This window comes from Pseudomonas sp. NUPR-002, from assembly GCF_056322725.1.
Map to the genome: position 1 here is coordinate 2,399,027 of NZ_CM150476.1, position 22,110 is coordinate 2,421,136.

Genomic DNA, 22,110 nt, shown 5'->3' on the forward strand with positions numbered 1-22,110 from the left:
AAAAACAAGAGTGCTTATCCATGCTGACCCTGCAACTCGATGCATTGACCACCGTCGCTTTGGCGCTTGTGCTGCTGGCGATGGGTGCGCAACTGAAAAAACACAGTTACTGGCTGCGCCAACTCTGTGTACCGGCCCCGGTGATCGGCGGCTTTGGCTTTGCCCTGGTGGTGTGGTTCCTGCGTAACCAGCAGTGGCTGGACATCAAACTCGACACCGCCATGCAAACCCCGTTGATGGTGGCGTTCTTCACCACCGTTGGCCTGGGCGGTAGCCTTGGCCTGCTGCGTCAGGGCGGCAAGATCCTGTTCATCTACCTGGGCGCTTGCTGGGGCCTGGCCCTGGTGCAGAACCTGGTGGGCGTCGGCATGGCCAAGGCGTTGGGCATCGACCCGCTGCTGGGGATCATGGCCGGTGCGGTGTCGCTTGAAGGTGGTTTTGGTGCGGCTGCCGCCTTCGGGCCGATTGCCGAGAGCCTCGGTACTGCGGGCGCCACCACGGCGGCACTGGCTTCGGCGACCTTCGGCATGATCGCCGGTGGTTTGCTCGGCAGCCCGCTGGCGCGCTACTTGATCGACCGTAAAAAGCTGGTGGTCAAGGCCGATCAGGACGTCACCCTGCAAGCGCTGGGCAAAGCCAATGAAACGCTGAGCGTGCCCCTGGATGCGGCGGTGCTGTTGCGCCTGCTGACCTGCATGCTGGTGATCATGGTGCTGGGCTTCTGGATCGGTAACGCCCTGAATGAGCACCTGGGCATCGTCCTGCCGGTGTACGTCGGCGCGATGTTTGTCGCCATCATCCTGCGCAACTTCAACGACCGTGCGCGGGTCATCGACATTCCTGACAACGCGGTCAGCACCGTGGGCGATATCAGCCTGGGCATGTTCCTGACCATGGCGATGATGAGCCTGAAGTTCTGGGAACTGGAGCAGTTGGGCCTGCCTTTGCTGGTGATTCTGGTGGTGCAGGTGGTGATCATGGTGTTGCTGTGCATCTTCGTGCTGTTCCGCCTGTTCGGTGGCAACTACGATGCTGCGGTGCTGTGCGCCGGCTACATGGGCCACGGCCTGGGCGCCACCCCCAATGCGGTGGCGAACATGGGCGCGATCTGTGACCACTACAAAGTGTTCTCCTACAAGGCCTTTATCATCGTGCCGCTGTGTGGCGCGGTGCTGATCGACATCGTTGCCTTGCCGTTGATTACCTGGTTCATCAACGCCTTTGCCTGATTGGCTGAATGCAATCGCGGGGCAAGCCCGCTCCCACCAGGGCACACTACGCCCGGTGGGAGCGGGCTTGCCCCGCGAAGCGATGTGTCCGATAGAAAGGGCCAAAACCGGGCCCGCACGACCACTGACTTGGCGAAAAGCGTTTTTCTCCCTTTCGATAACTATCGAGGAAGGGCACAATGCGTGTCCTTTTTTTGGCCGGCCTGGCCGGGGGCCTCGAAATGATCAAAACGCCGTACTACCTCATCGACAAAACCAAGCTGCTGCGCAACATGGAGAAGATCGCCTACGTGCGGGAAAACTCCGGCGCCAAGGCGCTGCTGGCACTCAAGTGCTTCGCCACCTGGTCGGTCTTCGACCTGATGCAGCAGTACATGGACGGCACCACGTCCTCTTCGCTCTACGAGCTCAAGCTGGGCCGTCAGAAGTTCGCTGGTGAAGCGCACGCCTACAGCGTGGCCTGGGCCGACGACGAAATCGGCGAGATGGTCGAAAACTGCGACAAGATCATCTTCAACTCCATCGGCCAGTTGCAGCGCTTTGCCGAACAGACCGAAGGCACTGTGCGTGGCCTGCGCGTCAACCCGCAAGTGAGCAGCTCCGACTACCTGCTGGCCGACCCGGCACGCCCGTTCAGCCGCCTGGGCGAATGGGATCCGGTGAAGGTCGAGGAAGTCATCGGGCAGATCTCCGGCTTCATGTTCCACAACAACTGCGAGAACGGCGATTTCAACCTGTTCGACCAGATGCTCGGCACCATCGAAGAACGTTTCGGCCACCTGTTGCACAAGGTCGAGTGGGTGAGCCTGGGCGGCGGTATCCACTTTACCGGTGAAGACTACGCGCTGGACGCCTTCTGTGCGCGCCTGAAGGCGTTTTCCGAGCAATACGGCGTTCAGGTCTACCTGGAGCCGGGCGAAGCGGCCATCACCCAGAGCGCCTCGCTGGAAGTCACCGTGCTCGACACCCTGTACAACGGCAAGCACCTGGCCGTGGTCGACAGCTCCATCGAAGCGCACATGCTCGACCTGCTGATCTACCGCCTCAACGCCAAGCTGGCACCAAGCGCGGGCGAGCACACCTACATGGTCTGCGGCAAGTCGTGCCTGGCCGGGGACATCTTCGGCGAATACCAATTTGATCGTCCGCTGGCCATCGGCGATCGGCTGTCGTTTGTTGACGCAGCGGGTTACACCATGGTCAAGAAAAACTGGTTCAACGGCCTGAAAATGCCGTCCATCGTAGTGAAACAACTCGACGGTAGTGTTGAGGTGGTTCGCGAGTTTGGTTTCGAAGACTACTTGTCCAGCCTGTCTTGAGCTGGCAGTAAAGGAGAGATAGAGAAATTGAAGAAGAACGTTCTTATCATTGGTGCAGGAGGTGTCGCCAAGGTGGTGGCCCACAAGTGCGCGCAGCACAACGACGAACTCGGTCGTATTGCCATCGCGTCGCGCAACATCTCCAAATGCCAGGCCATCATCGACAGCGTCATTGCCAAGGGCAGCCTCAAGCAGCCTGCTGAAATCAAGGCATTTGCGCTGAACGCTCTGGACGTCGAAGCGACCAAAGCACTGATCCGCGAAACCGAATCGCAGATCGTCATCAACGTTGGCTCTGCCTTCCTGAACATGTCGGTGCTGCGTGCCTGCATCGATACCGGCGTGGCCTACCTGGACACCGCCATCCACGAAGAGCCGGGCAAAATCTGCGAAACCCCGCCGTGGTACGGCAACTACGAGTGGAAACACCTCGAAGAGTGCCAGCAGAAGAACATTACCGCCATTCTCGGCGTAGGCTTCGACCCAGGTGTGGTCAACGCTTATGCAGCATTGGCGCAACAACAGTATTTTGACCGCATTGATTCGATCGACATCCTCGACGTCAATGCCGGTTCACATGGCAAATACTTTGCCACCAACTTCGACCCGGAAATCAACTTCCGTGAGTTCACCGGACAGGTATGGAGCTGGCAGAACAGCCAGTGGACCAGCAACACCATGTTCGAAGTCAAGCGTACCGACGACTTGCCGGTAGTGGGTTCGCAGAACCTGTACCTGACTGGCCACGACGAAGTGCACTCGCTGTCGAAGAACCTCGACGTGCCGAACGTGCGTTTCTGGATGAGCTTCGGTGAGCACTACATCAACGTGTTTACCGTGCTGAAAAACCTTGGCCTGCTCAGCGAGCAGCCGGTGAAAACCGCCGAGGGCCTGGAAGTCGTGCCGCTCAAAGTGGTCAAGGCAGTACTGCCAGATCCATCCTCGCTGGCGCCGGGCTACACCGGCAAGACCTGCATCGGTGATCTGGTCAAAGGCACTAAAGATGGCCAGCCTCGTGAGATCTTCATCTACAACGTCGCTGACCATGAAGAAGCCTACGCCGAGACCGACAGCCAGGGCATCTCCTACACCGCAGGCGTACCGCCGGTAGCGGCAGCCTTGCTGGTTGCGCGTGGTGAGTGGGATGTACAGCGCATGGCCAACGTTGAAGAACTGCCGGCTGAGCCGTTCCTCAAGGCACTGGACGTGATGGGCCTGCCGACTCGCATCAAAGACGAGAACGGCGACCGTCCCTGGAACTGATAGTTCTTCAGTTCACAGGTGGTGACCAAGCGGGATTGACGCAGAGACTGCGTCAATCCCGTTTTTTTGCATTCGCCAGTGGGAGCGGGCTTGCCCCGCGATGCGATATGGCTGACACACCGCGCCTACAGGTGGCGTACCGCCCCCAGGGTCACCATGCCAGCCAGGCCCAACAGACAAATGATCCCCACCGCATAGGCAATCGTGCGCCAGGGCTGCCAGCGCGCCAGGTAGGTCACGGTATGCATCACCCGGGCAGCGGTGAACACCACCATCAACCCGACGGTAAGGGTGAACGGTGGGTAGTACACCAGGCACAGAGCACCAAGGACAAAAAACACCGGGATGCTTTCAAGGTCGTTGGCCCAGGCCTGCGCCGCGCGGCTGACTTGTGGCAGCTCTTGCGCGCTGGCCGGGCGCCCGACAAAACTGGCGTCTTCGGCGTTTTTGAAGGTTCGGCGGCTGATGCGGTAATAGCCCTGGTAACAGGAAATCGCCAGCATCTTCAAAAAGAGTACGACGACACACAAGGCAAAGACACTCATCAAATCGTGCATGTTCATTCCATTGACAGCGGGGGGCGTGATCATCGCCCAACCCGCTGTGCCACGTACAGCCCTTGCCTCAGTCGTGATGAATATCGCGGTCCTTGGTTTCCGGCAGGAAGAAGATGCCGAGGATGGCCGTCATCACCGCGATCACGATCGGGTACCACAGCCCGTAGTAGATATCGCCGGTAGCCGCCACCATGGCAAACGCCACGGTCGGCAGGAAACCACCGAACCAGCCGTTACCAATGTGGTAGGGCAGTGACATCGAAGTGTAGCGAATGCGCGTCGGGAACAACTCCACCAGCCAGGCGGCAATCGGGCCGTAGACCATGGTCACGTAGATCACCAGGATGGTCAGCAGCAGCAACACCATCGGGTAGTTGGTTTTGCTCGGGTCGGCTTTTTCCGGGTAACCGGCGTCTTTCAGGGCGGTGGTGAGGGTGGCGACGAAGGCATCATTCTGGGTTTTGAAGTCGGCGGCAGGCATGCCGGTGCCTTCGAAACTCTGCAGGACTTTATCGCCGATGCGGATCTGCGCGACGCTGCCCGGCTCAGCCTTCATGTTTTCGTAAGGAATCGCGCGCTTGGCCAACACGCTTTTCGCCAGGTCGCAGGAGCTGGTGAATTTGGCCTTGCCCACCGGGTCGAACTGGAACGAGCACTGGTTGGGATCGGCGATCACCGTGACCGGGTTTTTCTCCTGGGCAAGGAACACATCGGGGTTACCGTACTCGGTCAATGCCTTGAAGATCGGGAAGTAGGTGAGGGCGGCGATGATACAGCCGGCCATGATGATGCCCTTGCGCCCGATGCGATCAGACAAACTGCCGAACAGGATGAAGAACGGCGTACCGATCAACAGCGAACCGGCAATCAGCAGGTTGGCGGTTTGCGGGTCGATCTTGAGCATCTGCAGCAGGAAGAACAGCGCGTAGAACTGCCCGGTGTACCACACCACCGCCTGGCCGGCGGTGCCGCCGAGCAGGGCCATGATCACCACTTTAAGGTTGTCCCAGCGGGCGAAGGATTCGGTCAGCGGCGCCTTGGAGGCTTTGCCTTCGGCCTTCATCTTCATGAACACCGGCGACTCGCTCAGTTGCAGGCGGATGTACACCGAAACAATCAGCAACAAGATCGACAGCAGAAACGGAATACGCCAGCCCCAGGCTTCGAAGGCTTCGGTGCCCAGAATCGTGCGGCAGGTCAGGATCACCAGCAACGACAGGAACAGGCCGAGGGTCGCGGTGGTTTGAATCCATGAAGTGAAGTAGCCGCGCTTGCCTTGCGGGGCGTGTTCGGCCACATAGGTTGCCGCGCCGCCGTACTCACCGCCCAGGGCCAGGCCCTGGAGCAGGCGCAGGGTGATCAGAATGATCGGCGCCGCTACCCCGATGGTGGCGTAGCTGGGTAGCAAACCGACAATCGCGGTCGACACACCCATGATCACAATGGTGATCAGAAAGGTGTATTTGCGCCCGATCATATCGCCCAGGCGGCCGAACACAATGGCGCCGAATGGCCGTACGGCAAAGCCTGCGGCAAAGGCGAGGAGGGCAAAGATGAACGCGGTGGTTTCGTTGACGCCGGCGAAGAAGTGCTTGGCGATGATCGCGGCGAGTGAGCCATACAGGTAGAAGTCGTACCATTCGAACACGGTGCCCAGGGACGAGGCAAAAATTACCTTGCGCTCTTCTTTGGTAATCCCGCGGTTGGGCGTGCTGCCGCTGGACGTACTGTCGATTGCCGCCATGACTGTTCTCCGACTTGTTTTAATAGGCCGGAGCACCTACTCGAATTACCGCACCCTGGCCCTGGGGTTCGCGGTCTTGCATTACTGCAAGGTTGTTTGAAGCATAATCAGCTTTTTGCAGATATCCACTGACTTGCCCCGCGATCGCGGTGGGACTGACACACCGCGATCGCGGGGCAAGCCCGCGCCTACCAGGGGGATGTTTAGAAGCTGTAGTCGATGGTTGCCAAGTACGAGCGCGGTTCACCCATCAGCCACTGCTCGCCACTGTGGGCAGTCGCGGCGTAGCGGCGATCGAGCAGGTTGTTCAACTGCAGGCCCAGGCGCACATCGGGCAGTACCTGCCAGCCGAGGTTGGCATCGACCACGGTGAAGCCCGGGACGGTCTGGGTGTTGGCGGTGTCGGCATAACGCGCATCAACGTAACGCACGCCCATGCCGGCATCGACACCGTAGCCCAGGCCTTTGTTCAGCCACAGGTTGGCAGTGCGTCGCGGTACGTTGCCTGGACGGTTACCCGCACGCGAGACCGACTGGCCGTTGACCGTTTGCTCGAAGTCATCGTATTTGGCGCGCACCACCGAGGCGTTGGCCGACACTTGCCATTGGTTGGCCAGGGCCAGTTCCAGGGTTGCTTCTATACCGTCGGAGGTCTGTTGTCCGGCTTGTTCCTTCTGGTGGGTCACCGGGTTGTCGACCAAGAGTTTCTTCTTGACGATGTGATAGGCCGCCAGTGTCCACTCACCACGGCCGTCCCAGAACAGCTGCTTGATGCCGAACTCGGTTTGCCTGGCTTCTGTCAGGTCGAAATTTTGCTGGCTGGGGCTGAGAGTCACCAGGTCGCTGACGCCATCTTCACTGGTGGAGTACTGCCCGTACAGCGACAGCTCGTCGGTCATGGCAAACACCAGGCCGGCACGCCAGTTACCACCGCTGAGGCTGCGGTCGCTGCGGCTGTCGTTGACCAGATTGTCACGGTCGATGTGGTTCTGATCACGGCGCACGCCGGTCACCAGCGACCAGCGCTCAGACAGCTGCGTGCGGTTTTCCGCGAACAGGGCGAAGGTGCGGGTAGTGCTCTGGGACTGCGGGCGGGTCGGGCTGGCGCTGTGGAAGTCGCCGGGTGCCGGGTTCCACGGGTCGATAGAATCACCGCCGATGTCGTTGTACGGCGAGTTGCTGTTGATGCCGAAACGAATACGGTTGTACTCGGCGCCCACCACGGTTTTGCTGTTCAGGCCTAACAGGTTGTGGTCGAAGGTAAAGCTCTGGCGGTCGCCGATTTGTTCCTGGTCGTGCTTGATCTCCAGGTAGCTGCCACGTTGCAGTTGCCCCAGGCTGCTGTCCCAGGTGTAGTCCTCGGCGTTGCGCCAGTGTCGGCGGCTTTTCAGGTAGTACAGCTGGTTGCTGGCGCTGATCGAGTCACTCAGGGTCCAGTCGCTGTTCAGGCGAGTCCACTCATCGTGGTAGCGCTGCACGTCGTTCTGTACGTTGTAGTTCTTCTTGCGCAGGCTGTCGCGGTAGTGGCCGTCGATCAGCGGGGTGCCGAAGTAGTTCATCGGCTCGGCGTCGCCACGCTCGTGGGCGAGGGTAAAGCTGAGGCTGTCGCTGGCGTCGAAGCGCAGGGCGGCGCTCATCGCCAGGTTCTTCGAATCGCCGCGATCCACCCAGCCGTTGCTCGCCTGTTGGTTGAGGGTAAGGCGGTAGCTCAGGCGTTCACTCAACGAACCACCACTGTCCAGGCCCAGTTGTTGGCGGTCGTAGGAACCGTAGCCGAGGCGCAGGTGGTTGTGGATCTCGCCCAGAAACGGTTTTTTCGGGATCACGTTGATCACTGCACCGGTGGCGCCTTCACCGTAGAGCACCGACGCCGGGCCGCGGATGATGTCGATTCGTTCGACCATCCAGGGATCGACCGGAAAGGTCTGGGTACCAGCACCGGTGTACATGCGCGAGCCGTCGAACAAGGTCATCACCGAACCGTGGCCTTGAAATCCACGGGCCGAGAACGCGGTGTTGCCGTTGCCTGGCGTTGCCACCGAGGTGATGCCCGGCGAGCGGCTGACGGCGTCTTGCACGGTCTGGTTGTTGCGCCCTTCGATCTGTTCGGCGCTGATACTGCTGGTGCTGGCCGGGGTGTCCATGGCGCTGAGGTTCAGGCGCGAGCCGGCCGGCAATGGCGTGGCCAGGCTGATCGCTTGGTTGTCGCTGGTGCTGGTAATGGCCGTCGATGGCAGGGCCAGGGTGCCGGTTTCTGCGGCGAAGGTCGGCAAGGAGAATGCCAGGCAGGGGGCCAGGGCATTGGCCGCCAGGGTGTGAAGCTTGGAGTTACGGGACATGTCGTTCCACAATCTTTGGAAGGAATGAATCCCGGAGGGAACAACGCATGAAGGAATTGCGCGCGCAGGCGCCCGCAAACCGGCCTGCGCCCGCCCACCGCGGGGTTGCCAAACAAAGCTTCAGGCCGGTCTCCGGGCTTGCGAGGGTCATGAAGGCCTTCACCTTCCCATGCCGGAGCACAGTGGTGTATCGAAGGCTTCGCTCGCTTACCGTTGCGGGGGCAGCGCCGGACTAGTCACTTTGAGTGATGCACCGGCTTCCCGTTTCACCCTGCGCACGGCGGCGCAGGACACCTGAAACTGGCGCGCATCTGAACATTGAAAGCCTTTGCAGTCAATGAGTTGCGCTTAAGTCTGTGGGAGCGGGCTTGCCCCGCGATAGCGATCTACCTGACACCGCAATCGCGGGGCAAGCCCGCTCCTACCGGAATAATCAGCGGCCGCGTTTGCGCGACACCACCGCCTCGATGTTCTTGCGCCCGATCAGCATCGGCTGCTGCGGTTGTTCCAGCCACTTGTACATGATCAGGCAATCCACCAGGCCCAGACGCGCATGCCGGTAGGCGCGCGGCAGGCGCCCGACCACGTCGAAACCGAGCTTTTGCCACAAGCCCACCGCCACCTCGTTACTGGCGACCACCGAGTTGAACTGCATGGCGAGAAAACCCTGCTCACGCGCCAGACGCTGCGAGTGCTCGCACATCAAGCGAGCCACACCGCGGCCGCGCGCAGCCTCGCTGACCATGTAGCCGCAATTGCTCACATGGCTGCCGGGGCCTGCGGCATTGGCCTTGAGAAAGTACGAGCCCAGGAGCTGGTCATCCTCTTCGGCCACCAGCGTATGCAGCGGTGATTCCAGCCACAGCTGACGCGCCTGTTCCTGGCTCATGGCTGGGTCGAAGGCATAGGTTTCGCGGGCCGCGACAATGGCCTGGAAGGTGGGCCAGAAACGTTCGAAGTCGGCGGCGGTCATGGGGCGGATGTGAATCATGGCGGTTCCTGGCAGGGTGAACCGCAAGTCTGAAAGCGTTAATGCCGGCATGCAACTGTTTGTGCATGCCGGCACGGCTGGCGCTACTGCTCGACCTTACCCACGGCATCCAGCGCTCGCGCCGAGTACACCAGTGCGGCGCCGGCATTCATGGCGACGGCGACACCCAGCGCTTCGGCGATTTCCTCACGGCTGGCCCCGTGTTTGACGGCTTGCGCCGAGTGCACCGCAATGCAGCCGTCGCAGCGGGTAGTGACCGCCACCGCCAGCGAGATCAGCTCACGGGTCTTGGCATCCAGGTGGTTGGTTTTGGCCCCGGCGCCGCTGGCGGTAATATAACCGTTGACGGTGTCAGGGGACAGTTGCTTGAGGTCGCCGATACCGGCCATCAACTGCTTACGGTAGGCGTCCCAGTCCATCATGCTCATCGTTTTCACCTTGTGCGGTTGGCAACATGAACAGTGAAGCTAGTTTTTTTCTCTGTGGGGCGCCGTTGGTCGTTGGGCGCAGTTAATCAGTACTTTGGTGGGGGGCGGGTACAGCAAGAGGATGTGGAACGGGGTGGGGTGCGCCGCGATAGCGTGCAGATCAGATGTAGATGAACAGCAACAGCAACGCCGCCACCACTGCCCATTTTTCCAGGTAGTAGCGTGTGCGATTACGCTTTTTCAGCGCCTTGCCACGCTGACGAATCTTGTAGATGCGGGTGAACAGACGGTTGATGCCGCCGGTTTTGTCACCGGCATCGTTCGGCGCAGCCGCGGCGGCCATGACGTTGCGGCTGAACCAGCGGTTGAAGGCGGTGGCCCAGCGGTATTTGAGCGGGCGCTCGACGTCGCAGAACAGGATGATGCGGTTGTGTTCGGTGTGGTTGGCGGCGTAGTGAATATAGGTTTCATCGAAAATCACCCCTTCACCGTCACGCCAGGCGTAATTCTCGCCATCCACGCAGATGTAGCAGGCATCGTCGTTAGGCGTGTCCAGGCCCAAGTGGTAGCGGTAGGAGCCGGCATACGGGTCGCGGTGGCGTACCAGCTTCGAGCCTGGCGGCAGGGTGGCGAACATCGCCGCTTTGACCGTACCAATGCCTTGCAGCAATTCGGTGGTGCGCGGGCAGAGCTTCATCGCCGAAGGGTGGCTTTCGCCGTACCACTTCAAATAAAAACGCTTCCAGCCGCTCTTGAAGAAGGAGTTGAAACCGACGTCGTCGTAGTTCTGCGAGCTTTTGATTTCGCCGACATGCAGCAGTTGCTGGGCTTCGGCGCGAATCTCTTGCCAGTTGTCCTGCAGTGGCTTGAGTTCAGGAAAGGACTCAACCGGCAGATAGGGCTTGGCCGGCAGTTTGGAGAACAAGTAGAGGAACGCGTTGACCGGGGCGAGGAAGCTGGAATGGTCCCCCAGTTGACGGGTGATCTTGTGCCGGACCTTGCCGCGAAAATGCACGAAGGCAATCGAACAGACAAACAGCAGAACGAGGAAGATTTTCATGGGCGGATACTTGTCGGTGTGGCGATGCGCCATGGCATGAGCTCGCCAGCATAAACAATCATGGCCGGGGTTTGTACTAAATGTTACGCGATCCGTGTCCGACATTAGTCCCACGCGCAAAGGTTTGCGCTGCGTGATTTTTACGGCAAATGTAGTCCGGGCCCATTGCCTTGCGGCAGACTGAGCATTACCACCAGCGAGAAGGAGGACAGGGCATGGTGCAAGGCATTCGCGAAACGGGCGAGCCGTTCAAGCGGCTGTTTTTCGCCCTCGATTGCACCGCGGATCAGCGCCGGGCGCTGGCCCAGTGGCGCAGCGAACTGAGGATGGAAAAAGGGCGACCTGTGCCGTCGGCGAACTTTCACCTGACCTTGATGTTTCTCGGTTCGGTGGATACCGCTCAACTGCCGGCAATCCTGGCTGCCGCAGGCGCCGTCAAGGTGCCTGGCCAGAGCATTACGGTAGCCCTCGACCGTCTTGAGGTATGGCGTTCGGCCAAGGCCTTGGTGCTGGCCCCCAGTGAGACCCCGGTAGCGCTGCGGCAGTTGGTCTACAGCCTGCAACAGGCGCTGCTGCCGCTGGGATTTTCCGAGGCGCCACGAGAGTATCGGCCACACCTGACCCTGGCCCGCGACTATCAGGGGCCGCCCCCGGAGGCGCTGGTGGCGGCGGACTTTGTTTTGCGTGCCCGTCACTTCACCTTGTACGAATCACGCAAGGGGCGTTACTGGCCGCTGGCGCAGTACTCGGTAGGAGCGGGCTAGCCCCGCGATGCGTTGTGACTGACACAGCGCTATCGTGGGGCAAGCCCGCTCCCACAACTTGGCCGTTAGACGATAGGAATCAGCGGGTCGGCTGCCGCCAGGGCGGTGGCGCGGTCGGCCGCTGGTGGGTAGATCCACACGGAGTTGATCTGGGTCTTGAGCTCTTTGGCTTCTTTACGCAGCAGTTTTACCTGACGGTCCCAGCCTTCGGTGTACACCGCACCCCAGGCGCCCAGGTCCAGGCAGGTGACGTACTTGGGCTGGCTGTAAGGCACCGGCTCGACACCGAGCAGGTCCGCCGCCACGTTGTTGCCACTGTGACGCCCGAGGACAATGGCGTGCTGGCAGGACATCACGGCGAAGTTGCCCTCGTCATCGGTGGCGGCGTAGGCCACATCACCGGTGGCATACACATGCTCCTGGCCTTTGACCTTGAGGTTGCGGTCTACATGCAGGCGCCCTTGTGCATCACGTTCAGCGGGCACTTGCGTGGTCAGCGCGCTGGCGCGAACGCCCACGGTCCAGATCACGGTGTTGGCCTCGATCCGCTGGCCATCGGCGAGGGTTACGCCGTTGGCGTCTACGCTCGCCACCGAGGCATTGACGCGCCACTCCACGCCCAGCGCTTCGGACGCTTCGATGATCGTCGGGCTGATGCCTTCGCCCAGCGCCGCACCAATCTTGGCGCCACGGTCAACGATGATCACCCGGATGTTGGCGTCGTTACCGAGGATTGCACGCAGGCGGCCAGGCATTTCGGTTGCGGTTTCGATGCCGGTGAAACCACCGCCAGCCACCACCACGGTGTTGCGTGCCGCTGAGACGGGCAGGCTGGCCAGCGACTTCAGGTGCTGTTCCAGGCGCGCTGCCGATTCGATCTGGTCCACATCGAAGGCGTGCTGCTCAAGGCCGTCGATGTCAGGACGGAACACGCCGCTGCCAGCGGCCATTACCAGGCGGTCATAGGCAATGTCGCTGCGCAGGCCCTGGGCGTCGGTGTAGCTGACGCGCTTGCCGGCTACGTCGATCTGCTCGGCAGCGCCCTGGATAAAGGTGACACCCACGGCGTTGAACAGCTCGGCCAGCGGCGCTTTCATTTGATGCACTTCAGGCTCGTAGAAGCGTGGACGGATGCGCAGTTCGGCTTGTGGCGCCAGGACGCTGATGGCGACATCGCTGCGGCCATGTTGATCCAGCAGGCGGGCGGCGCTCAGCGCGCTCCAGACCCCACCAAAACCTGCGCCGACAATCAGAATGTGCTGTTTCATTTAGCTGCTCCACAGTGAAAAGAGGGTGACGGTGCGTGGCCGCAAAGCAAGGCTGGTCAGCGCCGAACAACTACGACTCTATTGGTCGTAGTTGTTCGGCGCAAGTATTTTTTTCTGTCGATCCCCGCAGCGATCCGGCTAACCTTGCTCAGGCGCCGCTCTATTTCTGGGTTTCTTTGCTGAGTTAAGGGCTGTGGTGCACCGCTGAAAGCCGACACACGGTAGGTGCTGGAGACGGCTGGATTTCGAAAAGTCGTTAAAGACTGATATTATTGCGATAAAGTTAGTCGGAGATAGACATGTCACTGTACAGCGCTGGGGTGGAGTACGGCATCCATTGCCTGGCCTTCCTGGTTGATGACCTGGGCGACAGCCGTGAAGCCAGTGTGCGCGACCTGGCGGAGTTGCAAGGCGTGCCTCAAGAGTACCTGGCCAAGGTCTTTACCAAGCTGGCCAAGGCCGGCCTGGTGGTCGCCACTGAAGGCCTGCGCGGCGGGTTCCGGTTGGCGCGGCCTGCCGACGAGATCAGCGTGCTGGACATTGTCACGGCCATCGACGGGCGCAAGATGATCTTCGAGTGCCGCGATGTACGGGATCGCTGTGCGCTGTTTGACGGCTCGCCACCGAGCTGGGCGCAGGAGGGCACCTGTTCGATTCATGCGGTGATGCTCACTGCGCAAAAGCGCATGGAGGAGGCGCTGGCCCAGCAAACCATCCTCGACATTGCCCGACGCGTGGGCCGCAAGGCGCCGCCGGAATTCGCTACGCAAGTGGCCGACTGGATGAGCGATCGCCGCGCGGGCAAGCCAGCGGGGGATATTTCGCTGCTGGAGGTGCCCTGATCGGCTTGGCGACCTGATTTATGCTGTTTGATTGCTATCGCGGGGCAAGCCCGCTCCTACCGTCGGGTGCGTTAGCGCGCGGTGCCGTTGCGCGGTTTGTAGAATAGAAAGTCACTGGTCTCGGTGGTCTTCACATAGGCCCGCGCCCAATCGGGCGAAACGTGGCGGTCATGGAAGTACAGCGCACCACGGGTGCGGTCATCGAGTTGGCGGTTCAGCGCTTTGCGCGCGATTTCCTTGGCAATGGCATAGCGGTTTTCTTCTTGAACCGTGTCGGAGCGCCCGTCACACCACCACGAAAACTGGCAATTGCCGCTCTCGGAACCCTGCTTGACCACGCCGCACACAGTGTCTGGAAAGCCCTCATGACCCAGTCGGTTCATCACCACACTGGCAACCGCTTCCATGTCTGGCGCCTTGCCGCCTTTGGATTCCCAATAGATGCTGCGTGCCATGCAGGTGATGGCGTCGTCCAGGGCTGCCGCTCCGGCGGGGTCCACGGCCTGGACTTCACTCTGGGTGATGGCTTTACTCTTGGGGGCAGGTGGGGCATCGGGTTGTGCGGCGGCCTTGTGTTCCAGTACTTGGGCTTTGTCTTCGGCCACCTGCGCCTTGGGTTCGGCGGCAAGGGTCAGGGGCGCTGAGCAGGCCAGCAGCAGGCAAGTGACAATCGTTGGCAGGCGCATGGCAAACCTTCTTCAGGTAAGGGAGTTAGCACTTCCCGTTACAGGGTCGACCACGCAGCGCTCAAAACATTCCAGCTGTTCGACGACGGGCGATTTCGCGCATCATAGGCGCCGTCCATTCACGGGAGATCTTCATGCGTGTCCTGTCATCCGCTCTGTGCTTTGTCAGCTTGCCGCTGGCCCTGTTGGCGACCACCGTTCAGGCCAGTGAGCCGTCGCAATTGATCGATTCGATCAACAGCTACCGTAGCCAGGCCCAGCGCTGTGGCGGGCAGGCCTCGCTGGAGCTGCCGCCACTGGCCAGTGATCCGCGTCTGGTGCTGCCAGCGTCCGGAAGTGTGGACTTGCGCAGTGCATTGTCACAGGCCAATTACCCGATGGTGAACGTCCAGGCCATCACCCTCAATGGCCCCCGCGATGCCCAGGCGGCAATGAAAGCGGTGCAGGAAAGCTTCTGTCAGGTAGTGCTCGATCCGCAATTCGTGGATGTCGGTGTCAGTCAGGAGGGGCGTGATTGGCGCATCGTGCTGGCGCGGCCACTGCTGGCCGGGAAGCTCGGCGATTGGCAGGCTGAGGGCCAGAAGCTGCTGACCCTGATCAACGGTGCCCGCAGCCAGCAGCGTCAATGCGGCGGTCAGGCGTTTGCCGCGGCAACGCCGCTGGCCTGGAATGCGACCCTGGCCGGTGCCGCCGAAACGCACACCCGGGCCATGGCCAATCAGAACTTTCTCGACCACGTGGACCGTGACGGACGCACACCCGGCGACCGCGCGGAACTGGCGGGCTATGCCGGGCAGCAGACCGGCGAGAACATCGCGGCCGGGCAAGACACGCCACGCAAGGTGGTTGACGGCTGGCTGGCCAGCCCTGGCCATTGCGCCAACCTGATGAATCCGCAGTTCACCGAGCTGGGCGCTGCCTATGCGGTCGATCCTAAAAGCGACGCCGGGATCTACTGGACCGCGATGTTCGGCGCCCCCTGAGTACCTTGCTCAGTTGTCGTGCAGTCCGGTGCGCTTGAGCAATTGCTTGCAGCGCTCGGACAGGTGCACCACACGCAGGTGCTTGCCGTTGTTGCTGTAACGCTCGCGCAGGGTCTTGAGCGCGGTGATCGCTGAGTAGTCGACGAAATTCAGGTGCTGGCAATCGAGGGTCACCTGAGCCGGGTCGTTGGCCGGGTCGAACTGGTTGAGAAAGGGCGTGGTCGAGGCAAAGAACAAGGTGCCGTGCACCCGGTAGAGTTTGCTGCCATCCTGTTCCAGGTGGCTGTCGGCGTACAGTTCACGGGCTTGTTGCCAGGCAAAATTGAGCGCGGCGATAACGATGCCGAACAGTACGGCAGTGGCGAGGTCGGTGAACACGGTGACCAGCGTCACCGCAATGATCGCCAACATGTCGTTGAGCGGCACCTTGTGCAGCACCCGCAGCGAAGCCCAGGAAAAGGTCTGCTGCGCCACCACGAACATCACCCCGACCAGTGCCGCCAGCGGAATGCGTTCGATCAGTGGCGAGAGGAACAGCACAAACATCAGGATCATCATCCCGGCCACTACCCCGGACAGACGGCCACGGCCACCGGAGCTGAGGTTGATGGCGGTCTGGCCGATCATCGCGCAACCACCCATGCCGCCGAACACACCTGAGGTCATGTTGGCCACGCCCAGGGCCACGCATTCGCGATTGGGGTAGCCGCGGCTCTCGGTGATCTCATCGGTGAGGTTGAGGGTCAGCAGGGTTTCCAACAGGCCCACCAGCGCCATCAGCAGTGCGTAGGGCGCGATAATCTGCAGCGTTTCAAGGTTCCATGGGACATCCGGCCAAGCCAGTGCCGGCAGGCCGCCAGCGATGTGGGCAAGATCGCCCAGGGTGCGGGTCGGCAGATCGAGCAGATACACCCCGACACCCACGCCGAGAATCGCAATCAGCGCCGGAGGCACGCTGCGGGTCAGGCGCGGCAGCACATAAACCACCGCCATGGTCAGCGCCACCAGGCCTAGCATCACGTACAGGGCCGAGCCGCTGAGCCAGGCGCCGTCGTGTTTGAAGTGCTCAAGTTGCGCCAGGGCGATAATGATCGCCAGGCCGTTGACGAAGCCGAGCATCACTGAGTACGGCACCATGCGCACCAGCTTGCCCAGGCGCAGTACGCCGAAAGCAATCATGATCAGGCCACCGAGCAGCACAGTCGCCAACAGGTACTGCACGCCGTGCTGGACCACCAGCGCAACGATCACCACCGCCATGGAGCCAGCGGCGCCGGAAATCATCCCCGGGCGACCGCCGAGCAAGGCGGTCAGTGTGCAGATGATAAAGGCACCATACAAACCCATCAGTGGATTGAGGTGCGCCACCAGGGCAAAGGCGATGCACTCGGGCACCAGGGCAAAGGAGGTCGTGAGCCCGGCCAGGACATCGGCGCGCAGGGAAGTTGCTTTCATGGAAGGAGAGGCTGCCAGCGGAAAAAGGGCTAGGATGCTACGGAAGTTCGCGGCAGTGAGCCAGTCTTCATAGGGAGATGAAGCAGTGAAATGTGTAGTTGTTACACAACATAGAAGTGAATTCCCGCAACCCCCGGTCAGTGCAGTGGTTGGGTGCCGTTACAGGTGTTGCTGGCGCTGTCGCGGGACACGTAGCAGCGACGTGCCCCGCAACAGCGAATCCGAATCAGGCCATCGCCGCCAGCATCAACTCCAGGTTTTGCACCGCAGCGCCTGAGGCACCCTTGCCCAGGTTGTCGAACACCGCCGTCAGCAGCACCTGGCCATAGGCCTCATTGGCAAACACCGCCAGGCGCAGGTTGTTGCTGTCATTCAGGGCCTGCGGATCGAGCATGGGCGCCGTTTCGCCATGCTCGAGCGCTGCCACTTCAACGTAGCGCGAGCCGTGATAGTGCTGCTTCAGGCAATCATGCAACTGCGCCGCACTGACCCCGGTCGGCAGTAGCCGCGTCTGCAGGGCGATGGTCAAGGCGATGCCCTGGCGGTAACTGCCATAACTGGGCACGAATACCGGACGCTCGGACAAGCCGGCATGCGCCTGGATTTCCGGAACATGCTTGTGATCCAGGTTCAACCCGTACACCAGCACCCCCTGGCTGGCTGGCACACCCGGCGTTTCGTGGCGTTCAACCGCCGCCCGGCCGCCACCGGAGTAGCCTGACACCGCGTTGATGGTCAGTGGGTAGTCAGCCGGCAGCAGCCCGGCGCCGAGCAACGGCCGCAACAAGGCAATGGCACCGGTCGGGTAGCAACCCGGATTGCTCACACGCTTGGCCTGGGCAATGCGCTCGGCCTGGTGTTCGTCCAGTTCCGGCAAGCCGTACACCCAGCCGGCGCTGGTACGGTGTGCGGAGCTGGCATCGATGACCCGCACCTTGGGGTTGCTGATCGCCGCGACCGCCTGGCGTGCGGCGTCGTCGGGCAGGCACAGAATCGCCACATCGGCACTGTTGATCGCTTCGCTGCGACGCTGCGGGTCTTTGCGCTGGTTGTCGGGCAGGGTGAGCAAACGCAGGTCAGTACGCCCATTCAGGCGGGCGTGGATCTGCAGGCCGGTGGTGCCTTGGTCGCCATCGATAAAGACAAGAGGCTGGTGCATGGTGTTCTCAACGGATCGGTACAGGAAGTGCCTATGCTCGCGCTGTTCTGGACGAAAGAAAATTTGAATATCATGATGCTGATATTCATAAATACTGAATGACATAGACCATGCGTGAAATCAGCCTCGACCGCCTGCGCACCCTGGTGGTAATTGCCGACCTGGGTTCGTTTGCCCAGGCTGCCCGTGCGCTTAACCTGGCACCACCCACGGTCAGCCTGCACATTGCCGACCTGGAGGCGCGAGTCGGCGCCGCGTTGTTGTCGCGCAAGCGCGGACAGATTCATCCCACCGCGATTGGTGAAACCCTGCTTGAACGAGCGCGGCGCTTGTTGGCCGATGCCGAGCAGGCGCTGGATGAAGTGCAACGTCAGGTACAAGGACTCAGTGGCCGCGTGCGTCTGGGCGCATCAACCGGTGCCATCGCGCATTTACTGCCGCAGGCGCTGGACACGTTGGGCGTGCGTCATCCCGGCATTGATGTGCAGGTACAGGTACTGACCTCGCGTGAATCCCTGGCGCGTCTGCAAGACGGTACCCTGGACCTGGGCTTGGTGGCCTTGCCGCAGGCGCCCGTCAAAGGTGTGCAGATTCAGCCCTGGCGCCGCGATCCGATCATGGCGTTTATCCCCAGCAGTTGGGCGCCGCCGTCGCGTATCACCCCTGCCTGGCTGGCCAGCCGGGCGCTGATTCTCAATGACAGCAGTACGCAGCTGTCACGGGTGACGGGTGACTGGTTTGCCACGGCAGGCCTGCAACCGGAGGCGCGGATTCAGCTCAACTACAACGACGCGATCAAGAGCCTGGTGGCGGCTGGCTACGGCGCGACCTTGTTGCCCCATGAAGCCAGCTCGCCGGAACCTGACCCGCGCCTGTGCATGCGCCCGTTGCGCCCGGGGTTGTGGCGGCATCTGGGGATTGCCAGCCGACACGGGCAGGTCGAACAGAGCACGGCGTTTGTTTTGCAGGTACTGCTAGGCCTGGAGAGCTGCACGCCGGTAGGAGCGGGCTTGCCCCGCGATGCGATGTAACGTGACGATCGCAATCGCGGGGGATCAGGATCAAACCGTGAAGAGGCGTACGGCCGTACCACGCTGCTGCCAGCCCCGCTCACCCAAGCGCTCCTGAACAACCGCCTGGGCCTTGCGTTGCAACTGATCGAGGTGGCGGTCGCGTTGTTTCTCGGCATCGACCATGGCCCGCTTGCCATGCTGTTTGAGCAAATAGCTGTGGATCTGCTGCACCTCCAGGGTGCGGTAGATCGGTGCGGTATCGAGCATTACCACCGCACCTGCGCTGCTGTGATCGCGAGTATTCATCAGCACTTGCGGTCCGCGTGCGGCGATAACGGTAAAGCCCATGGCTTCGAAGCAGCCGACCTTGCCCGGCGTACACGCCAGTTCTGCATGGGGGTAGCGCTCGGTCATGGCGGCCAGCAAGGCGCGGGCGATGCCCTGGCGGCGCTGCTGGCTGTGCACGGCGAGGTAGGCCACGCTGCAGGCCTGGGGATCGTCTTGCACGGGCAGGTAGAGGAGAAAGCCGCTGACGTTCTGCGGGTTCTGTTGGTCGTTGGCTACCAGCAATTCAACCTGCAGGTCGCCAGAACCGCCCATAGCCTCGAGGTAGCGGTGTACCTCGAAGCCGATGGCGTATTGGTACAGGCTGTACAGCGGGTTGCTCGGCGGCAGGCCGAGCGCGCTGATGTCGGTCAGGTTATCAACCACTAGTTGCAGGATCTGGCTCTTGATCGACTCCTCGGGTGGGGCGACAAAATGGCTGAGGGCGAACATGAGGGCAAACTCCGCTGACTGGCTTGGCGGGCCAGTTTACAGGGCCGGTTGCGGTGGGGCTATCGTGGGGCAAGTCGGGTCGCCGCACCGCCGCTTCTGCCAGTAGTGTTACCCCTGCTTTTTAATGATCGCGTCTGCTATGCTCGCTGGCGCTTCGGCGTATTTGGTGAACTCCATGGTGTAGCTGGCCCGGCCCTGGGTCATCGAGCGCATCTGCGTGGAATAGCCAAACATCTCGCCCAACGGTACTTCCGCCCGCACTATTTTGCCCGCCGGGGTTTCGCCACCTTCCTGGATCATCCCGCGGCGCCGACTCAGGTCACCCATGATGTCGCCCTGGTACTCTTCCGGGGTCACCACCTCGACTTTCATCACTGGCTCCAGCAGTACCGCGCCGCCTTTTTGCGCCAGTTGCTTGGTGGCCATCGACGCCGCGACTTTGAAGGCCATTTCGTTGGAGTCGACGTCGTGGTACGAACCATCGAATACGGTGGCCTTGAGGCCGATCAGCGGGTACCCGGCGAGGACGCCGTTGTGCATCTGTTCTTCAATGCCTTTCTGAATGGCTGGGATGTACTCACGCGGGACCACGCCGCCGACCACTTCATTGACGAACTCCAGGCCTTCCTTACCTTCGTCGCCCGGTGCGAAGCGAATCCAGCAGTGGCCGTACTGACCACGGCCACCCGATTGGCGGACGAACTTGCCTTCGATCTCGCAGGTGTTGCGGATTTTCTCGCGGTACGCCACTTGGGGTTTGCCAATGTTGGCCTCGACCCCGAACTCGCGTTTCATCCGGTCGACGATGATGTCCAGGTGCAACTCACCCATTCCCGAGATGATGGTTTGCGCGGTTTCCTCATCGGTACGCACCCGGAAGGACGGGTCTTCCTGCGCCAGCTTGCTCAAGGCGATGCCCATTTTTTCCTGGTCGGCCTTGGTTTTCGGCTCTACCGCCACCGAGATCACCGGGTCGGGGAAGTCCATGCGCTCCAGGACGATCGGCTTATTGATGTCGCACAGGGTGTCGCCGGTGGTCACATCTTTCATGCCGATCAACGCTGCGATATCACCGGCGCACACGGCTTTAATCTCGGCACGTTGGTTGGCATGCATCTGCACCATGCGGCCCACCCGTTCCTTTTTGCCTTTGACCGAATTGAGCACCGCATCACCGGAACTGAGCACCCCGGAATAGACACGGGCGAAGGTCAGGGTGCCGACGAAGGGGTCGGTGGCAATCTTGAACGCCAGGGCTGAGAAGGGTTCGTTGTCGTCGGCGTGACGTTCCAGGTGTTTGTCTTCGTGGTCGGGGTCGGTGCCGTTGATCGCCGGGATTTCCGATGGCGCAGGCAAGTAGTCGATCACCGCATCGAGCATCAGCGGCACGCCCTTGTTCTTGAACGAGGAACCGCAAATGGCCGGGACGATTTCATTGGCAAGGGTGCGTTGGCGCAGCCCGGCCTTGATCTGTTCGTTGCTCAGTTCCTGGCCATCGAGGTAAAGCTCCATGAATTCGTCATTGGCCTCGGCGGCGGCCTCGATCATGTGCGCGCGCCATTCGTTGGCCAGGTCCAGCAATTCGGCGGGGATCTCTTCTTCGCGGTAGCTGGTGCCCTGGTCGTCTTCGTTCCAGTAGATGGCCTTCATTTTCACCAGGTCGATCTGGCCTTTGAAGTTTTCCTCGGCGCCAATCGCCAGCTGGATCGGCACCGGATGGTGGCCCAGACGCTGGTCGATCTGTTTGACCACCCGCAGAAAGTCGGCGCCCTGGCGGTCCATCTTGTTGACATAGGCCAGGCGCGGCACATGGTATTTGTTGGCTTGGCGCCAGACCGTCTCGGACTGTGGCTCGACACCATCGGCGCCGCTGAACACCACCACTGCGCCGTCGAGCACGCGCAACGAGCGTTCTACTTCAATGGTGAAATCGACGTGGCCGGGGGTGTCGATGATGTTGAAGCGGTATTTGTCCGGGAACTGCTTGGTCGAGCCCTGCCAGAAGGCGGTGGTGGCTGCCGAGGTGATGGTGATCCCGCGTTCCTGTTCCTGGGCCATCCAGTCCATGGTCGCGGCGCCGTCGTGCACCTCGCCCATCTTGTGGTTGACCCCGGTGTAGAACAGGATGCGTTCGGTGGTGGTGGTCTTGCCGGCGTCAACATGGGCAACGATGCCGAGGTTGCGGTACAGCTCGATGGGGGTGGTGCGCGCCATGATGGGTCACCTGTAGCCG

At 61.3% G+C, this 22,110-nt stretch carries 19 protein-coding genes and 1 riboswitch; of the genes, 7 read left to right on the top strand and 12 right to left on the bottom strand.

All coding sequences use genetic code 11. The annotated features are described in order from the left end of the window. Positions 1–20 precede the first annotated feature (20 nt). The 3 genes from gltS to ACVWSC_RS11035 all read left to right on the top strand — a co-directional run bounded on the left by gltS (position 21) and on the right by ACVWSC_RS11035 (position 3,811). Positions 21–1,229, top strand: coding sequence for a sodium/glutamate symporter (gene gltS, locus ACVWSC_RS11025; protein WP_442113658.1), 1,209 nt, complete (start codon positions 21–23; stop codon positions 1,227–1,229). Between the two features lie 221 nt (positions 1,230–1,450). Further along, entirely contained in the window at positions 1,451–2,548 is a 1,098-nt protein-coding gene (locus ACVWSC_RS11030; RefSeq protein WP_442114291.1) for a carboxynorspermidine decarboxylase, read from the top strand. Positions 2,549–2,575: 27 nt separating this feature from the next. Further along, positions 2,576–3,811, top strand: coding sequence for a saccharopine dehydrogenase family protein (locus tag ACVWSC_RS11035; protein WP_442113659.1), 1,236 nt, complete (start codon positions 2,576–2,578; stop codon positions 3,809–3,811). Positions 3,812–3,936: 125 nt separating this feature from the next. Here the strand turns inward: ACVWSC_RS11035 and ACVWSC_RS11040 are convergent, their stop codons facing one another. From ACVWSC_RS11040 to lpxO, 6 genes are all read right to left on the bottom strand, one after another. Beyond that, on the bottom strand, positions 3,937–4,368 hold the full coding sequence (locus ACVWSC_RS11040; RefSeq protein ID WP_442113660.1) for an MAPEG family protein: 432 nt from the start codon (positions 4,366–4,368) through the stop codon (positions 3,937–3,939). A gap of 67 nt (positions 4,369–4,435) precedes the next feature. Next, positions 4,436–6,112 carry an MFS transporter gene (locus ACVWSC_RS11045; protein ID WP_442113661.1) on the bottom strand — a complete coding sequence of 559 codons (1,677 nt, stop codon included), beginning with the start codon at positions 6,110–6,112 and terminating at the stop codon, positions 4,436–4,438. A gap of 203 nt (positions 6,113–6,315) precedes the next feature. Beyond that, positions 6,316–8,451, bottom strand: a complete 2,136-nt coding sequence (locus tag ACVWSC_RS11050) for a TonB-dependent receptor (protein WP_442113662.1) — start codon at positions 8,449–8,451, stop codon at positions 6,316–6,318. Positions 8,452–8,557: 106 nt separating this feature from the next. After that, positions 8,558–8,764: riboswitch (cobalamin riboswitch) on the bottom strand. 120 nt (positions 8,765–8,884) lie between these two features. Next, complete coding sequence (locus ACVWSC_RS11055) at positions 8,885–9,442, bottom strand: GNAT family N-acetyltransferase (protein WP_442113663.1); 558 nt, start codon at positions 9,440–9,442, stop codon at positions 8,885–8,887. An 83-nt stretch (positions 9,443–9,525) separates the two neighbouring features. Continuing rightward, positions 9,526–9,870, bottom strand: a complete 345-nt coding sequence (locus ACVWSC_RS11060) for a carboxymuconolactone decarboxylase family protein (protein ID WP_442113664.1) — start codon at positions 9,868–9,870, stop codon at positions 9,526–9,528. Positions 9,871–10,030: 160 nt separating this feature from the next. Further along, entirely contained in the window at positions 10,031–10,930 is a 900-nt protein-coding gene (gene lpxO, locus ACVWSC_RS11065) for a lipid A hydroxylase LpxO (protein WP_442114292.1), read from the bottom strand. Between the two features lie 215 nt (positions 10,931–11,145). Here lpxO and thpR point away from each other — a divergent pair, with 215 nt between their 5' ends. Then, on the top strand, positions 11,146–11,694 hold the full coding sequence (gene thpR, locus ACVWSC_RS11070) for an RNA 2',3'-cyclic phosphodiesterase (protein WP_442113665.1): 549 nt from the start codon (positions 11,146–11,148) through the stop codon (positions 11,692–11,694). Positions 11,695–11,759: 65 nt separating this feature from the next. On the opposite strand, the gene ACVWSC_RS11075 is transcribed toward thpR, so the two are convergent. Next, complete coding sequence (locus ACVWSC_RS11075) at positions 11,760–12,962, bottom strand: NAD(P)/FAD-dependent oxidoreductase (RefSeq protein WP_442113666.1); 1,203 nt, start codon at positions 12,960–12,962, stop codon at positions 11,760–11,762. A 299-nt stretch (positions 12,963–13,261) separates the two neighbouring features. Between ACVWSC_RS11075 and ACVWSC_RS11080 the strand changes: the two genes are divergently transcribed. Then, a complete protein-coding gene (locus ACVWSC_RS11080; protein WP_442113667.1) occupies positions 13,262–13,804 on the top strand; it encodes an RrF2 family transcriptional regulator in 543 nt (180 codons plus the stop codon). Between the two features lie 71 nt (positions 13,805–13,875). On the opposite strand, the gene ACVWSC_RS11085 is transcribed toward ACVWSC_RS11080, so the two are convergent. Continuing rightward, on the bottom strand, positions 13,876–14,490 hold the full coding sequence (locus ACVWSC_RS11085) for a cell wall hydrolase (protein ID WP_442113668.1): 615 nt from the start codon (positions 14,488–14,490) through the stop codon (positions 13,876–13,878). A 134-nt stretch (positions 14,491–14,624) separates the two neighbouring features. On the opposite strand from ACVWSC_RS11085, the gene ACVWSC_RS11090 reads away from it, so the two are divergent. After that, complete coding sequence (locus tag ACVWSC_RS11090) at positions 14,625–15,473, top strand: CAP domain-containing protein (protein WP_442113669.1); 849 nt, start codon at positions 14,625–14,627, stop codon at positions 15,471–15,473. A gap of 9 nt (positions 15,474–15,482) precedes the next feature. Here ACVWSC_RS11090 and ACVWSC_RS11095 read toward each other — a convergent pair whose 3' ends face one another. Continuing rightward, positions 15,483–16,928: a SulP family inorganic anion transporter gene (locus ACVWSC_RS11095; protein ID WP_442113670.1), complete on the bottom strand. Its 1,446-nt coding sequence runs from the start codon at positions 16,926–16,928 to the stop codon at positions 15,483–15,485. 226 nt (positions 16,929–17,154) lie between these two features. Further along, entirely contained in the window at positions 17,155–18,087 is a 933-nt protein-coding gene (argC, locus tag ACVWSC_RS11100) for an N-acetyl-gamma-glutamyl-phosphate reductase (protein ID WP_442113671.1), read from the bottom strand. A gap of 110 nt (positions 18,088–18,197) precedes the next feature. Here argC and ACVWSC_RS11105 point away from each other — a divergent pair, with 110 nt between their 5' ends. After that, entirely contained in the window at positions 18,198–19,118 is a 921-nt protein-coding gene (locus tag ACVWSC_RS11105) for a LysR family transcriptional regulator (RefSeq protein WP_442113672.1), read from the top strand. A 30-nt stretch (positions 19,119–19,148) separates the two neighbouring features. Here the strand turns inward: ACVWSC_RS11105 and ACVWSC_RS11110 are convergent, their stop codons facing one another. Next, positions 19,149–19,877 (bottom strand): GNAT family N-acetyltransferase, encoded by a 729-nt coding sequence (locus tag ACVWSC_RS11110; RefSeq protein WP_442113673.1) that lies wholly within the window; start codon positions 19,875–19,877, stop codon positions 19,149–19,151. Positions 19,878–19,985: 108 nt separating this feature from the next. After that, positions 19,986–22,091 (bottom strand): elongation factor G, encoded by a 2,106-nt coding sequence (gene fusA, locus ACVWSC_RS11115; RefSeq protein ID WP_442113674.1) that lies wholly within the window; start codon positions 22,089–22,091, stop codon positions 19,986–19,988. Positions 22,092–22,110 lie beyond the last annotated feature (19 nt).

What these genes read in the sequence shown, in the direction of transcription:
- ACVWSC_RS11090 (WP_442113669.1), top strand. Translation starts at nt 14,625, where the DNA reads ATGCGTGTCCTGTCATCCGCTCTGTGCTTTGTCAGCTTGCCGCTGGCC.
- gltS (WP_442113658.1), top strand. Translation starts at nt 21, where the DNA reads ATGCTGACCCTGCAACTCGATGCATTGACCACCGTCGCTTTGGCGCTT.
- lpxO (WP_442114292.1), bottom strand. Translation starts at nt 10,930, where the DNA reads ATGAAAATCTTCCTCGTTCTGCTGTTTGTCTGTTCGATTGCCTTCGTG.
- ACVWSC_RS11080 (WP_442113667.1), top strand. Translation starts at nt 13,262, where the DNA reads ATGTCACTGTACAGCGCTGGGGTGGAGTACGGCATCCATTGCCTGGCC.
- ACVWSC_RS11045 (WP_442113661.1), bottom strand. Translation starts at nt 6,112, where the DNA reads ATGGCGGCAATCGACAGTACGTCCAGCGGCAGCACGCCCAACCGCGGG.
- ACVWSC_RS11055 (WP_442113663.1), bottom strand. Translation starts at nt 9,442, where the DNA reads ATGATTCACATCCGCCCCATGACCGCCGCCGACTTCGAACGTTTCTGG.
- ACVWSC_RS11060 (WP_442113664.1), bottom strand. Translation starts at nt 9,870, where the DNA reads ATGAGCATGATGGACTGGGACGCCTACCGTAAGCAGTTGATGGCCGGT.
- ACVWSC_RS11085 (WP_442113668.1), bottom strand. Translation starts at nt 14,490, where the DNA reads ATGCGCCTGCCAACGATTGTCACTTGCCTGCTGCTGGCCTGCTCAGCG.
- ACVWSC_RS11105 (WP_442113672.1), top strand. Translation starts at nt 18,198, where the DNA reads ATGCGTGAAATCAGCCTCGACCGCCTGCGCACCCTGGTGGTAATTGCC.
- ACVWSC_RS11030 (WP_442114291.1), top strand. Translation starts at nt 1,451, where the DNA reads ATGATCAAAACGCCGTACTACCTCATCGACAAAACCAAGCTGCTGCGC.
- ACVWSC_RS11095 (WP_442113670.1), bottom strand. Translation starts at nt 16,928, where the DNA reads ATGAAAGCAACTTCCCTGCGCGCCGATGTCCTGGCCGGGCTCACGACC.
- ACVWSC_RS11110 (WP_442113673.1), bottom strand. Translation starts at nt 19,877, where the DNA reads ATGTTCGCCCTCAGCCATTTTGTCGCCCCACCCGAGGAGTCGATCAAG.
- fusA (WP_442113674.1), bottom strand. Translation starts at nt 22,091, where the DNA reads ATGGCGCGCACCACCCCCATCGAGCTGTACCGCAACCTCGGCATCGTT.
- ACVWSC_RS11075 (WP_442113666.1), bottom strand. Translation starts at nt 12,962, where the DNA reads ATGAAACAGCACATTCTGATTGTCGGCGCAGGTTTTGGTGGGGTCTGG.
- argC (WP_442113671.1), bottom strand. Translation starts at nt 18,087, where the DNA reads ATGCACCAGCCTCTTGTCTTTATCGATGGCGACCAAGGCACCACCGGC.
- ACVWSC_RS11040 (WP_442113660.1), bottom strand. Translation starts at nt 4,368, where the DNA reads ATGCACGATTTGATGAGTGTCTTTGCCTTGTGTGTCGTCGTACTCTTT.
- ACVWSC_RS11050 (WP_442113662.1), bottom strand. Translation starts at nt 8,451, where the DNA reads ATGTCCCGTAACTCCAAGCTTCACACCCTGGCGGCCAATGCCCTGGCC.
- thpR (WP_442113665.1), top strand. Translation starts at nt 11,146, where the DNA reads ATGGTGCAAGGCATTCGCGAAACGGGCGAGCCGTTCAAGCGGCTGTTT.